The 14,515-nt window shown below is 73.2% G+C and carries 13 protein-coding genes; 11 read left to right on the forward strand and 2 right to left on the reverse strand.

What is annotated here, in order from left to right; translation table 11 throughout:
* The first annotated feature begins 30 nt into the window (after positions 1-30).
* The 7 genes from pdxR to iolD all read left to right on the forward strand — a co-directional run bounded on the left by pdxR (position 31) and on the right by iolD (position 8,537).
* A complete protein-coding gene (gene pdxR, locus AC5L38_RS19080; protein WP_495244146.1) occupies positions 31-1,575 on the forward strand; it encodes a MocR-like pyridoxine biosynthesis transcription factor PdxR in 1,545 nt (514 codons plus the stop codon).
* A 134-nt stretch (positions 1,576-1,709) separates the two neighbouring features.
* Positions 1,710-2,687 (forward strand): Gfo/Idh/MocA family protein, encoded by a 978-nt coding sequence (locus tag AC5L38_RS19085; protein ID WP_495244147.1) that lies wholly within the window; start codon positions 1,710-1,712, stop codon positions 2,685-2,687.
* A 59-nt stretch (positions 2,688-2,746) separates the two neighbouring features.
* On the forward strand, positions 2,747-3,766 hold the full coding sequence (locus AC5L38_RS19090) for a TIM barrel protein (protein ID WP_495244148.1): 1,020 nt from the start codon (positions 2,747-2,749) through the stop codon (positions 3,764-3,766).
* Positions 3,763-4,869 (forward strand): 5-dehydro-2-deoxygluconokinase, encoded by a 1,107-nt coding sequence (gene iolC, locus AC5L38_RS19095; RefSeq protein ID WP_495244149.1) that lies wholly within the window; start codon positions 3,763-3,765, stop codon positions 4,867-4,869. The genes AC5L38_RS19090 and iolC overlap by 4 nt, the downstream gene beginning before the upstream one ends.
* The gene (locus AC5L38_RS19100; RefSeq protein WP_495244150.1) at positions 4,862-5,755 is read left to right on the forward strand and encodes a Cgl0159 family (beta/alpha)8-fold protein; all 894 of its coding nucleotides are present in this window, start codon (positions 4,862-4,864) and stop codon (positions 5,753-5,755) included. Before iolC ends, AC5L38_RS19100 begins: the two co-directional genes overlap by 8 nt.
* 112 nt (positions 5,756-5,867) lie before the next feature.
* Positions 5,868-6,686, forward strand: coding sequence for a 5-deoxy-glucuronate isomerase (iolB, locus tag AC5L38_RS19105; protein ID WP_495244151.1), 819 nt, complete (start codon positions 5,868-5,870; stop codon positions 6,684-6,686).
* Between the two features lie 9 nt (positions 6,687-6,695).
* A complete protein-coding gene (gene iolD, locus AC5L38_RS19110; protein WP_495244152.1) occupies positions 6,696-8,537 on the forward strand; it encodes a 3D-(3,5/4)-trihydroxycyclohexane-1,2-dione acylhydrolase (decyclizing) in 1,842 nt (613 codons plus the stop codon).
* A gap of 124 nt (positions 8,538-8,661) precedes the next feature.
* On the opposite strand, the gene AC5L38_RS19115 is transcribed toward iolD, so the two are convergent.
* The gene (locus AC5L38_RS19115; protein ID WP_495244153.1) at positions 8,662-9,828 is read right to left on the reverse strand and encodes an MFS transporter; all 1,167 of its coding nucleotides are present in this window, start codon (positions 9,826-9,828) and stop codon (positions 8,662-8,664) included.
* 337 nt (positions 9,829-10,165) lie between these two features.
* On the opposite strand from AC5L38_RS19115, the gene AC5L38_RS19120 reads away from it, so the two are divergent.
* On the forward strand, positions 10,166-10,768 hold the full coding sequence (locus AC5L38_RS19120) for a DUF1707 SHOCT-like domain-containing protein (RefSeq protein ID WP_495244154.1): 603 nt from the start codon (positions 10,166-10,168) through the stop codon (positions 10,766-10,768).
* A gap of 246 nt (positions 10,769-11,014) precedes the next feature.
* On the opposite strand, the gene glpX is transcribed toward AC5L38_RS19120, so the two are convergent.
* Entirely contained in the window at positions 11,015-12,049 is a 1,035-nt protein-coding gene (gene glpX / locus AC5L38_RS19125; protein WP_495244155.1) for a class II fructose-bisphosphatase, read from the reverse strand.
* An 82-nt stretch (positions 12,050-12,131) separates the two neighbouring features.
* Here glpX and AC5L38_RS19130 point away from each other — a divergent pair, with 82 nt between their 5' ends.
* From AC5L38_RS19130 to AC5L38_RS19140, 3 genes are all read left to right on the forward strand, one after another.
* Complete coding sequence (locus tag AC5L38_RS19130; RefSeq protein WP_495244156.1) at positions 12,132-12,737, forward strand: TetR/AcrR family transcriptional regulator; 606 nt, start codon at positions 12,132-12,134, stop codon at positions 12,735-12,737.
* Positions 12,738-12,775: 38 nt separating this feature from the next.
* Positions 12,776-13,309, forward strand: a complete 534-nt coding sequence (locus tag AC5L38_RS19135) for a DUF4245 domain-containing protein (RefSeq protein WP_495244157.1) — start codon at positions 12,776-12,778, stop codon at positions 13,307-13,309.
* 278 nt (positions 13,310-13,587) lie between these two features.
* Positions 13,588-14,466, forward strand: a complete 879-nt coding sequence (locus tag AC5L38_RS19140; protein ID WP_495244158.1) for an RNA polymerase sigma-70 factor — start codon at positions 13,588-13,590, stop codon at positions 14,464-14,466.
* Positions 14,467-14,515 lie beyond the last annotated feature (49 nt).

Here is a 14,515-nt window from a genome sequence, read left to right on the forward strand (position 1 = left end):
GTCCAATGTGACGGCGAAACAGAGGACCAATTGGCCGATCTGCACCTCGTCGTCGACCGGGCGGCCGGTGGCGTCGCCGCCCAGATCGCCCGCGAGCTCCGCGAGGCGGTACGGCGCGGGCGCCTGGCCGCGGGGGTCAGGCTGCCCGCCAGCCGCGAGCTGGCCAGGGACCTCGGGCTCTCCCGGGGCGTGGTGGTCGAGGCGTACGAGCAGCTCGTCGCCGAGGGTTTCCTGATCTCCAGGGTCGGGGCCGGGACCACCGTGGCACCGGCGGCGAGCCGTTCCGCCTCTCCCGGCACCCCCGGCACGCCCGCCCTCTTCGGCGCTCCCGGAGACCCCGGCGGCCCCTCCCGGACGCCGGAGGGCCGCGGCGGCGAGAACGGCGGCGAGAACGGCGGGGAACGAGCGCGCGAGGCGCACCTCGGGCGCCGGTCCACCGCGCCCGACCTGGGGGCGTTCCCCAGGGAGCGGTGGCTGGCCTCGATGCGCAGGACGCTCGCCGCGCTGCCCGCCGAGGCCCTTGACTACGGCGACCCCGGCGGCGTCCCGGCGCTGCGCGAGGAGCTGGCCGCCTACCTCAGGAGGGTCAGGGCGGCCGACGTGAGCCCGGACAACCTGGTGATCGTGGGCGGGGTGGCCCAGGGGGTCAGCCTCACGATCCAGGCGCTCGCGGGGAGGCTCCCCCGGGGCCGCTCGCCCCACGACCTCGGCTGGTACGTCCGGCGCGCCGCGCGGCCGGTGCCGTCCCCCGGCCGGATCCGGCTGGCGGTCGAGGACCCGGCCGGGGGACGCCAGCTCCCGCTGCTGCACGCCGCGGGCGCCGACCTGGTCGCCGTCCCGGTGGACGGCGAGGGCGTCGACGTCGAGGCCCTCGCCGCGTCCGGGGCGGACGCGGTGCTGCTCACCCCCGCGCACCAGTACCCGACGGGCGTCGTGCTCTCGCCCCGCCGCCGCGCCGAGCTGATCGGGTGGGCCGCCGCGACCGGGGCGGCGATCCTGGAGGACGACTACGACGCGGAGTTCCGCTTCGACCGCGACCCGGTGGGCTGCCTGCAGGGGCTGGCCGCCGACCGGGTGATCCTGATCGGGAGCGTCAGCAAGTCCCTGGCCCCCGGGCTCCGCCTGGGCTGGGTGGCCGCCCCGCCGGAGATCGCCGAGTCGCTGCGGCTGGCCCGAGGCGAGCTGGACCTGGGCTCACCGGTCCTGGAGCAGTACGTCCTGGCCGACTTCGTCACGACCGGCGGCTACGACCGGCACCTGAGAAGGATGCGCCGGGAGTACCGCGCCCGCCGAGACGCCTTCGCGCTGGCCCTGGGCGAGCACCTTCCCGAGATCACCGTGCGGGGCGTCTCCGCCGGGCTCCACCTGCTCGCCGAGCTGCCGTACGGCTGGGACGAGGAGGCGGTGGCGCGGACGGCCCAGGACTGCGGGCTGGCGGTCGAGCCGGTGGGCCCGATGCGGCACGCCCCGGGCCCGCCCGCCCTGGTGATGGGCTTCGCCCGCCTGCCCGCCCGCCGCGCCGACGCGACGATCCGCGCCCTCGCGGACGCCCTGCGCCGCCCTTCCGCCCCGTGAGCACGCCTCCCACCTGCGAACACGTGTCAGGTACGGTCTGAGGGATCGTCCTTATGTCCTGACAAATTCTTGACGGCCTCTGGCTCGTCGCCTAGAACTGGAGATCGACCGCTTTCTTCTCCTCCGGAGGCACGATGCGTGTTGGACTGCTGGGACTCGGCCGGATCGGGGCGTTCCACGCCGTGACCCTGGCGGCGCATCCAGGGGTCGACGAGCTGGTGGTGAGCGACGCGGACGGCGGGCGGGCGGCGGAGGTGGCCGCCAGGCTGGGTGCCCGGGTGGGAGACGCGTTCGACAGCGACGCGGTGGTGGTCGCCACCCCCACGGCGACCCACGCCGAGCTGCTGATGCGCGCCTGCGCCGAGGGGGTGCCGGCGTTCTGCGAGAAACCGGTGGCGGCCGGCGTACAGGAGACCCTCCGGGTGCTCGACGCGGTCAGGCGGAGCGGCACGGTCGTGCACATCGGCTTCCAGCGGCGCTTCGACGCCGGGTACGCCGCCGCGCGGAAGGCGCTGGCCGGAGGCGAGCTGGGCACGCTGCAGAGGGTGCACATGGTGAGTGCCGACCCCCGGCCGCCCGACCCCGGATACATCCCGCTGTCGGGGGGCATCTTCCGCGACTGCCACATCCACGACTTCGACATTTTGCGCTGGGTCACCGGCAGGGAGGCCGACACCGTCTACGCGACCGGTGCCAACCGGGGGGAGGCGTTCTTCGCCGAGGCGGGGGACGTCGACAACAGCGCCGCGCTGCTCACCATGGACGACGGCACGCTCGTCACCCTGCAGGGCTCGCGCTACAACGGCGCCGGGTACGACGTGCGGATGGAGCTGGCGGGCACCCGGCGGACACTGGTGGTCGGTCTCGATCCGCGCGTGCCGCTGACCAGCGCCGAGGGCCTGCAGCCGCCGGGCGAGCCCTGGCCCGACTTCACGGCCAGGTTCGAGCCCGCCTACGCCGCCGAGCTCGGCGCGTTTCTCGGCGCGGCGCGGGGGGAGACGGAGAGTCCCTGCACCGTCGAGGACGCCCTCGCCGCGCTCTACCTCGCCGAGGCCGCGGAGCTCTCCCGTCGCGAGGGGCGTCCGGTGCGCGTCACGGAGGTGATCGTGTGAGAAGAGGCGACCCTGTGCGAGAGGCCGCTCCTGTCGGTTCCGTCGGTGGGGGTGGTCCGGTGAGGACGGCCGGGGCGCCCATCTCCTGGGGCGTCTGCGAGGTCCCCGGCTGGGGGCGGCAGCTGGATCGCTCACGGGTGCTCGCCGAGATGAGGGAGCTGGGCCTGACGGCCACCGAGCTCGGCCCCGACGGGTTCCTGCCCCCCTCGCCGACGCGCTGCCGGTCCCTCCTCGCGGAGTACGGGCTGCGGGCGGTGGGCGGGTTCGTCCCCGTCGTCCTGCACGAGGCCGACCACGACCCGCTCCCGGTCGTCCGGGCCGCGATGCGCGCCTTCATGGACGGCGAGGTGGACGTGGTCGTGCTGGCCGCCTCCACCGGCGGCGAGAGCTACGACGCCAGGCCGGAGCTGGACGCGGCCGCCTGGAAGACCCTCATGGGCAACCTGCGCCGGATCCTCAAGAACGCCAAGGAGTTCGGCAGGACCGTCACCCTGCACCCGCACATCGGGACCGTGGTGGAGAACCGGGAGGAGGTCCAGCGGGTGCTCGACGACAGCGCGATGCCGCTCTGCCTCGACACCGGCCACCTCCTCGCGGGCGGCACCGACCCCGCCGAACTGGTCTCCCGGGCCGCGGGACGGATCGCGCACGTCCACCTCAAGGACGTGGACGCCGCCATGGCCGGGCGGGTCAGGGCGGGCGAGCTCACCTACACCCGGGCCGTGAAGGACGGCCTCTACCGGCCGCTGGGCCGGGGCGACGTGGACCTCCCCGCCATCGTCGGCGGCCTGACCGGGGCCGGGTACGACGGCTGGTACGTCCTGGAGCAGGACGTCGTGCTGGGTTCCGCCGAGGACGATTCCAACGATCCCAAGGAGAACGTCCGCGAGAGCCTGGCGTATTTGAGGAGGCTCACCGGCGACGGGACCGAGCCGCCGGGAAGCGGCGGGCCGGGGCATGAAGCGCCGGGAAGCGGCGGGCCGGGCCACGACGGCCCCGGGGACGGAGGGCCGGGGAGCGGCGAGGCGGGAGGCGGCGGGGTGTCCTTTGGCGGGCCGCCCGGCGAGGGGCGCGCATGATCGAGGTCCTGACCATGGGGCGGGCCGGGGTCGACGTCTACCCGCTGCAGGTGGGGGTGTCGCTGCGCGAGGTCGAGACCTTCGGCAAGTATCTGGGCGGCAGTCCCACCAACGTGGCCGTGGCCGCCGCCCGGCTGGGCCGCTCCAGCGCGGTGATCACCAGGACCGGCGACGACCCGTTCGGGCTCTTCGTGCACGACGCGCTGCGCGAGTACGGGGTCGACGACGGCTTCGTCACCCCGGTCGCGCACCTGCCCACCCCGGTGACGTTCTGCGAGATCCGGCCGCCGGACGACTTCCCGCTCTACTTCTACCGCTTCCCCAAGGCCCCCGACCTGGAGATCTTCCCCGAGGAGCTGGACCTGGAGGCCGTCGCGGGAGCCAGGCTCTTCTGGGCGACCGTCACCGGCCTGTCCCAGGAGCCCTCCAGGAGCGCGCACCTCGCGGCCTGGCGGGCCAGGGGACGCACGCCGCACACCGTGCTGGACCTCGACTACCGCCCGATGTTCTGGCCGGGCGCGGGCGAGGCCCGCGAGCAGGTGCGCGAGGCCCTGCGCCATGTCACGGTGGCGGTCGGGAACCTGGACGAGGCCGAGGTGGCGACCGGCCTCCGCGAGCCGCACGAGGCCGCCGAGGCGCTGCTCGACGCGGGCGCCGAACTCGCGATCGTGAAGCTGGGCGCGGAAGGGGTGCTCGGCATGACCGCGGCCGAGACGGTACGGGTGCCGCCGGTGCCGGTGGAGGTGGTCAACGGCCTCGGCGCGGGAGACGCCTTCGGCGGCGCCCTCTGCCACGGTCTCCTCGAACGCTGGCCGCTGGAGGCCACGCTGCGGTTCGCCAACGCGGCCGGGTCCATCGTCGCGGGACGGCTGGCCTGCGCCCCGGCGATGCCACGGCTCGACGAGGTGATGGAGGTGCTCGCCACCGGGCGGGACGACCGGGCCAGGTCGGGAAGGCTCGTGTTCGGCGACGAGGGTGACGGCGGGGCCACGGCGGAGGCACCCGTGCCCGACGGCCGCACCCCGGAGAGCACGGCGGGTCCGGCGGGAGCGCCTGGAGAGCCGGTGCCCGACGGGAAGACACTGGAGGCGGGCGATGAGTGAGACCAGACCCCGGTTCGACCACCGGACGCTCCTCGACACGCGGGCGCGCTTTCCCGGGCGGATCGCCGAGGCGGCGGCGGCCCGGCGGCGCGGGAAGGCGCTGGAGGAGCGCGACCGGCTTCTGATCATCGCCGCCGACCACACGGCCAGGGGCGTCGTCGGCGTGGGAGGCCGTCCCGGGGCCATGGAGAGCCGCGTCGAGCTGCTGGAACGCCTGTGCGTGGCGCTGGCCAGGCCCGGCGTGGACGGCCTGCTCGGCACCCCCGACATCGTCGAGGACCTCCTGCTGCTCGGCGCGCTGGAGGGCAAGGTCGTCATCGGGTCGATGAACCGGGGCGGCCTGCACGGGTCGGCCTTCGAGTTCGACGACCGCTTCACCGCCTACGACGTCCCCTCGATCGTCAGGGCACGCCTCGACGGGGGCAAGATGCTCTGCCGGATCGGCATGGACGACCCGTCCACCGCGCTCACCCTGGAATCGTGTGGCCGGGCCGTCACCGAACTGGCCGCGCACGACCTGGTCGCCATGGTCGAGCCGTTCTGGTCGCGCCGGGCGGGTGGCGCGCCCACCCACGACCTGTCACCCGAGGGGGTCATCCGCTCCATGCACGTCGCCCAGGCACTCGGCGCGACCTCCGCGCGTACCTGGCTGAAGATCCCGGTCGTGGACGGCATGGAACGGGTGATGCGGGCCACCACGCTGCCGACGCTGCTCCTGGGCGGCGACCCGGGCGGCGCGCCGGAGCTCACCTACGCGGCCTGGCGGGCGGCTCTGCGGCTTCCCGGCGTGCGGGGTCTGGTGGTGGGCCGCGCGTTGCTGTATCCCTCCGATGACGACGTGGCCGCGGCCGTCGACACCGCCGCGGCGATGCTGGAGGTGGCATGAACGGGATACCGGGCCGGAGCGGCATCGGCGACGACGCGCGTGGGAAGCCGGACCAGGACGGCGCGGGCGCGCACGGGAGACCGGGCAGGGACGGCGACGGCGAGGAGCGGCCATGACCTTCGTCCCCGCGGGAAGCACCGCGCGAGCGCCGTGGGCCCTGTCGATCACCCCGGAGGCGGCCGGGTGGACGTACGCCGGGCTCCGCGTGCTCTGCCTGTCCGGCGAGGGCGTGGAGTTCGACACCGGCGACGAGGAGATGCTGGTCCTGCCGCTGTCGGGCACGTGCGTGGTCGAGTGCGAGGGGGAGCGGCTCACGCTGGAGGGCAGGACCTCGGTCTTCCACGCGGTCACCGACTTCGCCTACCTGCCCGTCGGCGCGACCGCGCGCGTCACCGGCGAGGGCCGCTTCGCCCTCCCCGCCGCCCGCGCGACCAGGCGTCTGCCCGTGCGGTACGGCCCCGCGCACGCGGTCCCCGTCGAGGTGCGCGGGACGGGGTCGGCCAGCCGCCAGGTCAACAACTTCTGCGCCCCCGACGCCTTCGACTGCGACAAGCTCGTCGCGGTGGAGGTGCTGACCCCCGGCGGCAACTGGTCGTCGTACCCGCCGCACAAGCACGACACCGCCTCCGAGCACGAGGCCGTGCTGGAGGAGATCTACTACTTCGAGGGCGGCCCCGGCTACCAGCGGGTGTACGGCACCCACGAGACCCTGGCCGAGGTGTCGGGCGGCGACGTGGTGCTCGTCCCCAGCGGCTACCACGGCCCGTCGATGGCCGCCCCCGGCTACGACCTCTACTACCTGAACGTGCTGGCCGGGCCCGCGCCCGAGCGGTCGATGGCCTTCTGCGACGACCCCAGGCACGCCTGGATCCGCTCCTCGTGGGCGAAGCAGCAGATCGACCCGAGACTTCCGATGACGAAGGCGTTGTGAGGTGACGGGATGAGACTCACCGTGGCACAGGCGCTCCTGCGGTTCCTCGCGAACCAGTGGTCGGAGCGCGACGGCGTGGAACACCGGCTGGTGGCCGGGTGCCTGGGCATCTTCGGCCACGGCAACGTCGCCGGGATCGGGCAGGCCCTGGCCGAGCGGGGGGCGGGCACCGACGGCGACCTCCCGTACTACCTGGCGCGCAACGAGCAGGCCATGGTGCACACCGCCGTCGGCTACGCGCGGGCCCGCAACCGGCTGTCCACGTTCGCCTGCACCTCCTCGATCGGCCCCGGCGCCACCAACATGGTCACCGGGGCGGCGCTGGCCACGATCAACCGGATCCCGGTGCTGCTGCTGCCCGGTGACGTCTTCGCCACCCGCGCCGCCGACCCGGTCCTGCAGCAGCTGGAGGACCCCCGCTTCCCAGACGTGACCGTCAACGACGCGCTGCGCCCGGTCTCCCGGTTCTTCGACAGGATCAACCGGCCCGAGCAGCTCCTCGCGGCCCTTCCGGCCGCGATGCGGGTGCTGGCCGATCCGGCCGAGACGGGCGCGGTCACCCTGGCGCTGCCGCAGGACGTGCAGGCGGAGGCGTACGACTGGCCAAAGGAGCTGTTCGCCCGCCGGGTGTGGCACGTGGCGAGGCCCGTCCCCGAACCCGCCGCGCTGGCGCGGGCGGCGGAGCTGGTCAGGCGGTCGCGGCGACCGCTGATCGTGGCGGGGGGCGGGGTGGTCTACAGCGAGGCGTGGCAGACGCTGGCCGCGTTCGCCGCCGACCACGGCGTCCCGGTGGGGGAGACCCAGGCGGGCAAGGGGACGCTGCCGTACGACCACCCCTGCGCGGTCGGCGCGATCGGGCACACCGGCACCGCCGCCGCCAACGACCTGGCCCGCGACGCGGACCTGGTCATCGGGGTGGGCACCCGCTACAGCGACTTCACCACCGCCTCCCGCACCCTGTTCGGCGAGGCCGCGTTCCTGAACGTCAACGTCACGGCCTTCGACGCCGCCAAGCACTCCGGCGAGATGCTCGTCGCCGACGCCCGCGAGGCGTTGCGCGCCCTGGACGTCGGCGACTGGAACGCCGATCCCGGCTGGACCGCCAGGGCGACGCGCCTGACCCACGAGTGGCAGGAGCAGGTCTCCCTGCTGACGACCGGGGACGCGCTGACCCAGCCGGTGGTGCTCGGCATGGTCAACGAGGTGGCCCGGCCCTCGGACGTGGTGGTCAACGCGGCCGGGTCGATGCCCGGCGACCTGCACAAGCTGTGGCGCGCGACCGACCCGAAGTCCTACCACGTCGAGTACGGCTACTCCTGCATGGGCTACGAGATCGCCGGAGGGCTCGGGGTGAAGCTGGCCGCGCCGGAGCGCGAGGTGTTCGTGCTGGTCGGCGACGGGTCCTACCTGATGATGGCCCAGGAGATCGCCACCGCCGTGCAGGAGGGCGTCAAGCTCGTCGTGGTGCTGGTCGACAACCGGGGCTTCGCCTCCATCGGCGGCCTGTCGGAGGCGGTCGGCGCGGGGCGCCTGGGCACCGCCTACCGGATGCGCGGGGCCGGGGGCGCGCTGGACGGGGCCCTCCTCCCGGTCGACCTGGCCGCCAACGCGGCCAGTCTGGGCGCCGACGTGATCCGCGCCGACGGCCCCGAGTCCCTGCGGGTGGCGCTCACCAAGGCGAGGGAGGCCGTCGGCACCACCGTCGTGTACGTCGAGACGGTGCCGGGCCCCGGCCCCCGGACCACGGCCTGGTGGGACGTCCCGGTGGCGGAGGTGTCGGGACTGCCGGAGGCGCGACAGGCTCGCGCCGCCTACGAACAGGCCAAACGGGACCAGCGCCACTACCTGTGAGGCCTTTCCGCGGCTACGGCCGCGCCACGGGTCGTGGTGCCTCGCGGGGTCCCCGTGCGGTCACGGTTCCGGTGTCCCGGGGTCCGCGCGCGGTCACGGTCGCGGGCCGTGAGGTCCTCCGCGGCTACGGCCGCGCGGCGGGTTCCGGGTCCGGCTGGAAGCCCCTGGCGAGGAACACGATCAGGGCCACCAGGACGGCGGCGGGCACGAACGCCACCCGGATGTCCACCGTGTCGTTGAGCGTCCCGACCAAGGCGGTGCCGACGAGCAGGCCGACGTAGTTGAACATGTTGACCCGCGCGATCGCGGTCTCCGCCCCGGCGCCCAATCGCCCCGCGGCCGAGAACGACTGCGGGGCGATGACGGACAGGCCGATGCCGATCAGGCCGAACGCCACGACGGCCGCCGCGACGCCGGGTGCGACGACGACCCCCAGCGTGCCCACGGCCGCGATCACCGCGCCCGCCCGGACCACCGGCGCGGGCCCGTACCTGCGGACGGCGAGGTCGCCGGGGACCCGGGCCAGGAGCATGGTCGCCTGGTAGACGAAGTAGGCGAACGGCACCAGCCAGCCGCTCGCCGCGAACGCCTTCTCCATGTAGACGGTGCTGTAGCTGGAGACCGCCGCGTCGCCGACGTACAGGAACGCCATCGCCAGGCAGAGCGGGATGATCGGCCGCCACGGCACCTTGACCGCCGTGGGCGTGGCCGGCGCGGTGGACCTCTCCTCCTCCCGCCCGTAGAGGCGGGGAAGCGTGATCACCGAGATCAGCGCGCCGATCAGCACCGGGACGGAGAAGGACCAGCGCAGTTCCACGCCGAGCTCGCTGAAGACGGAGTTGAACCCGGCCCCCAGCAACGAGCCGACGCTCCACACGGCGTGGAAGCCGGTCAGCACGCTCATGCCGTACCGGCGCTCGACCGCGACCGCCTGCATGTTCATCGCCGCGTCCACCGCGCCGATGAATAGGCCGAAGATCGCACTGAGCGCGTAGAGGCCGATGAGCTGGTCGTTCCAGCCGGACAGGATCACCGCGGTGCAGACGCCGACCTGGGAGATCCGCAGGACCGGGGCACTGCCGTACCGGCTCGCCAGGGGGGCCGCGACCGCGCTGCCGACGCCGGCGATCACCGGTACGAGCAGCAGGACCAGGGTGAGGTCGCCGTCGCTGATCCCGAACTTGTGCTGGAGGTCGATCACATGGGTGAGCAGGGTGGCGAGGCAGAGGCCCTGGACGAAGAAGGCCGCCCAGGTCGCCACGCGCGCCTGCCGGTCACGTGGGGTCGGCATGACGACCTCCGGGGGGAACGTGAGGGGGATTCAAGTTCCCGTCAGGTTATGGGTGGGCTACCCGGGGGTCAATGGCCTGTCACCTGCCGGTTTCACCGTCGTGGCCGGGGTGGCGCGACCGGGGCGCGCGCCTGAGGCCGAAGGGGCCGGAGTCCGTCGTGCCCGGGGTCGGGATAACCGGAAATTTCCTGAATTCTGCTGATGAGGAGGGTCTGCCGTCCGGAGGTCCGGACTTCCCCCGGGGGCTCTCGTGTCGCCGCGGGCGGTTCGAATCTCCGGGGTATGTCAGGGGTTCGCGCTCCGCTGCCGGAGCCCCGGCAGGGATTATGGTCGAAGGGTGGAGAGTCCCCGTCCCCCCGCCGTCCGCCGTTACGCCCCCGAGCCACGTCCCGCCGACCTGAGGGCCGGAGACACCGACCGCGAGAGGGTGGCCGCCGTGCTGGGCGACGCGCTCGCCGACGGGCGCCTCGACCACGAGGAGCACGACGAGCGCACCGAGGCCCTGTACCGCGCCCGCACGCTGGGGGAGCTATCCGCGCTCACCGCCGACCTGCTGCCGCCCGAGGAGCAGCCGCTCCGCACCGACGTCCGCCCGGTGGCGGCGTTCTTCGGCTCCGAGGAGCGCTCGGGCCGCTGGGTCGTGCCGACCCGGTTCACGGCCACCGCGATCTGCGCCAACGTCAAGCTCGACCTGCGCGACGCGCTGCTCCAGTCCAGCCACGTGACCCTGCACGTCACCGTGATGGGCGGCACCCTCACCCTGATCGTCCCCGAGGGCGTACGGATCGAGATGCCCGTCTCGGCGTTCATGGGGGGAAGGAAGAACCAGGTCCCGGCCTCGCCGGACGGGCCGGTCATCGAGATCACCGGCGTCGTCACGCTCGGCAACATCGTGGCCAAGTCTCCCAAGCGCCCTCGCCGCTCCTGGTTCCGCCGCTGACGTCGTCTCCTCGCGTCGCGGCTCCTGGTTCCGCCGCTGACGTCGTCTCCTCGCGTCGCGGCTCCCGGGTCCGTCGCTGACGTCGTCTCCTCGCGTCGCCGCCCCCGGGTCCGTCGCTGACGCCCTTTCCCGGCTTCCCGGCGTCGTCGCTCGCCGGGCGAGGGCTCTCGTCCGAAAACCCTCGCCCGGGGCGCCGGGGCCGCTCCCCGGCCGAGGCCGGTCCGGTCCCGGTCGCGGCGCCGCGGCTCAGCTGGCGCTGTCGAAGTTGATCGCGCTGTAGGCCCGCAGCTTCCAGAGCTGGTGCTCGCTCTCGATCTTCCGTATCGTCCCCGAACGGCCGCGCATCACCAGGGAGTTGGTGATGGCCCTTCCCGCGCGGTAGCGGACGCCCTGCATCAGCTCGCCGTCGGTGATCCCGGTGGCCGCGAAGAACACGTCGTCGGACCTGACCAGGTCGTCGGTGCTCAGCGTGGCGTCGAGGTCGAGACCCGCGTCCAGCGCCCTGCGGCGCTCGGCGTCGTCCTGCGGCCAGAGCTTGCCCTGGATGACGCCGCCCAGGCACTTGAGCGCGCACGCGGCGATGATGCCCTCCGGGGTTCCGCCGATGCCGAGCATCAGGTCGACGCCCGTACCCACCCGGGCCGCCATGATCGCACCGGCCACGTCGCCGTCGGTGATGAGCCTGATCCGTGCGCCGGTCTCCCGGATCTCCCGGATGATCTTCTCGTGACGGGGGCGGTCGAGGACGACCACGGTCACGTCCGAGGGCTCGCCGCCCTTGGCGCGGGCCACCGCGGCGATGTTGTCGGCCACCGGCGCGTTGATGTCGACCGACGAGGCGGCCTCGGGGCCGGTGACCAGCTTGTCCATGTAGAAAACGGCCGACGGGTCGTACATCGAGCCGCGCTCGCTGACCGCGATCACCGAGATGCCGTTGGGCATGCCGAGCGCGGTGAGCCGGGTGCCGTCGATCGGGTCCACGGCCACGTCGCACGCCGCGCCGCTGCCGTCGCCCACGTGCTCGCCGTTGTAGAGCATCGGCGCGTTGTCCTTCTCGCCCTCGCCGATCACCACCACGCCGCTCATGGACACCGTGTTGATCAGCTGGCGCATGGCGTTGACCGCGGCGCCGTCGGCACCGTTCTTGTCACCTCGCCCGACCCAGCGGGCGCCGGCCATGGCGGCGGCCTCGGTGACCCGGACCAGTTCCAGAGCGAGGTTGCGATCGGGTGCGTGCTCTCCCGCGGCGAGGGCGTCGGGAACGGACGTCTCATCGGACATGGTGGGAAACCCCTCTCGTGGTCAATACAACGATCGTAGTTGGCACCCCTCTGACCGGTCGGCGGAGGATAATGTGCCCACCATGAGCAGCGACACGGAACGACTGGTGAAAGGCGTGGGTGCGCGGACCTCCGAGCGAGGTGCCGCCACGCGCGTCGCGCTCCTGTCCGCCGCGAGGGAGATCTTCGTCACGAGTGGTTTCGCCGAGACCGGGGTCACCGACGTGGTGGCCCGCGCGGGGGCGAGTGTCGGAAGCCTTTACCACCACTTCTCCGGCAAGGCCGACCTCTACCTCACCCTTTTCGAGGAGTTCCAGACCCGCCAGACCCAGCGGACCAAGCAGGCGGTCCAGGAGTCCAGGGCCGACGGTGAGAACGACCCGATGAGGCTGTTCATCGCCGGGGCCCGCGCCTACCTGGAGGGTTGCCTGGCCGAACGGGAGATCTCCGCGCTGTTCCTGCGCGGGGACGGGCCGCCGGGGTTCGAGCTCATCATGCGCGACCGGCTCCGGCAGTGGGCCAAGCGCAACGCGGCCCTGTTCGAGGGCGACGAGGGGGCGCTGGTCGTGGTCCTCACCGGCGCGCTCGCCGCCGCGGTCTCCGAGGTCGCCCTGTCCGACGACGAGGACGCCTCCCGCGCCCTGGCCGAGGACGTGCTGACGATCATCGCCCAGTTCCACCGCCCCTGACGCCGGACCGCCCTCCCGAACGGATAGTGTCGACAGTCGTGCAAAAGTTCACTCAGGGCTTCTACGGCTATGTGTTCGCGATGGCGGTCTGTCTGGGCGCCGTCGGCCTGTTCCTGCTGGTCACGCCGCAGAGCAGGACCGAGCACATCCCCAGGGTCGACTACTCGATCGCCCTGGCCGACCTGCGTCGCACGGCGCCCTTCCAGGTGTGGGCCCCCGAGCCCGTCGCCGCCGGATGGGTCCCGAACAGCTCCCGGAACACGAACGCCAACGGCGTCACGACCTGGAGGCTCGGTTTCGCCACGGCCAAACGCTTCCACGCGATGCTCGCCCAGAGCAACGAGAAGCCCGCCGCCGGGTTCGCCAACCGGCTCTCCAACACCTCCACGGTCACCGGAACCGTCCAGATCGACGGCGTGACCTGGGAGCAGCGCCTCCGCGAGGACAAGGACCAGCGTTCCCTCGTACGGTTCCTGCCGGACGTCACGATCGTCGTCACCGGCACCGCCCCGTGGGACGAGCTGTCGGCCCTGGCCGGGTCCCTCAAGCAGCAGCCGAAGGTCACCTCCTGAGGGCCGTTCCCCCGAAGGAAGGGGATCACGCCTGCCCCGGGTCCGCGCGCCGGTCCCTCCCGTCGCGGGTCCCGGCCGTCGGGCGCGCCGCCGGACCCGTGGGGTGACAGGGGAAAAAGAGGGCGACCCGACCGGTGGTTACGCTGATCGAGTGTCCGATCCTTGCGGGAGCCGAGCGGAAGTGCGTCCGTGATGTCCCTCATCCCCGACACGCGCGGCCGGAGCGCGAGCCCGGTCATGGCGGTCCAGGCCCCGCCACACGCGGGCGGGGGCCGGTGATGGGCGTGACCGAGGAGCGGCTGGAGCGGTTCGAGGCCAACCGCGTACGCCTGTTCGGGGTGGCCTACCGGCTGCTCGGGGAGGCCTCCGAGGCCGAGGACGTGTTGCAGGACGCCTACCTGCGCTGGGAGCGCAGTGACACGGCGGTCTCGCCGGAGGCGTGGCTGACCAGGGTGGTCACCAACCTGTGCCTCGACCGGCTCACCTCGGCGCGGGCGCGGCGGGAGCGCTATGTCGGGACGTGGCTGCCCGAGCCGGTCGTCACCGGCGGCGGCGCGCTCGGCCCGCTGGAGACGGTGGAGCAGCGGGAGTCGCTGTCGCTGGGGATGCTGGTGCTGCTGGAGCGGCTCACCCCGCCGGAGCGTGCGGTCTTCGTGCTGCGCGAGGCGTTCGGTCACAGTCACCGCGAGGTCGCGGAGATCCTGCGGGTCGGCGAGCCGCACGTGCGGCAGCTGTACCGCCGGGCGCGGCGGCATGTCGCCGAGGCGCGCAAGCGGTTCACCGCCCCGCCCGAGCAGCGCCGGAGACTCCTGGAGCGGTTCCTGGAGGCCACGCTGGCCGGCGACGTGCCGGCGCTGGAGCGGATGCTGGCCGAGGACGTCGTCGCCTGGGCCGACGGTGGCGGTAAGGCGCGAGCGGTGCGGCATCCGCTGGTCGGCCGGGAGCAGGTCCTGCGTTACCTGCGCGTCCTCGCCGAGTACGCGCAGCGCATCCGCCTCGTACCGGAGATGGTGAACGGGGAGCTCGCCCTCATGGTGTACCTGGACGGCCGGTTGTCCGGAGTCACCGCCCTCGAACTCGACGGTGACCGCGTCGTCACCATCCGCACCATCGCCAACCCGGACAAGCTCATCTTCATCGCGAAGCAAAAAATGTAATCGTTTATCAGGTCGAAGTGTCACGGATCGCCGCCGCATCCCGTTCATC

It is taken from the genome of Streptosporangium nanhuense (genome assembly GCF_059358815.1).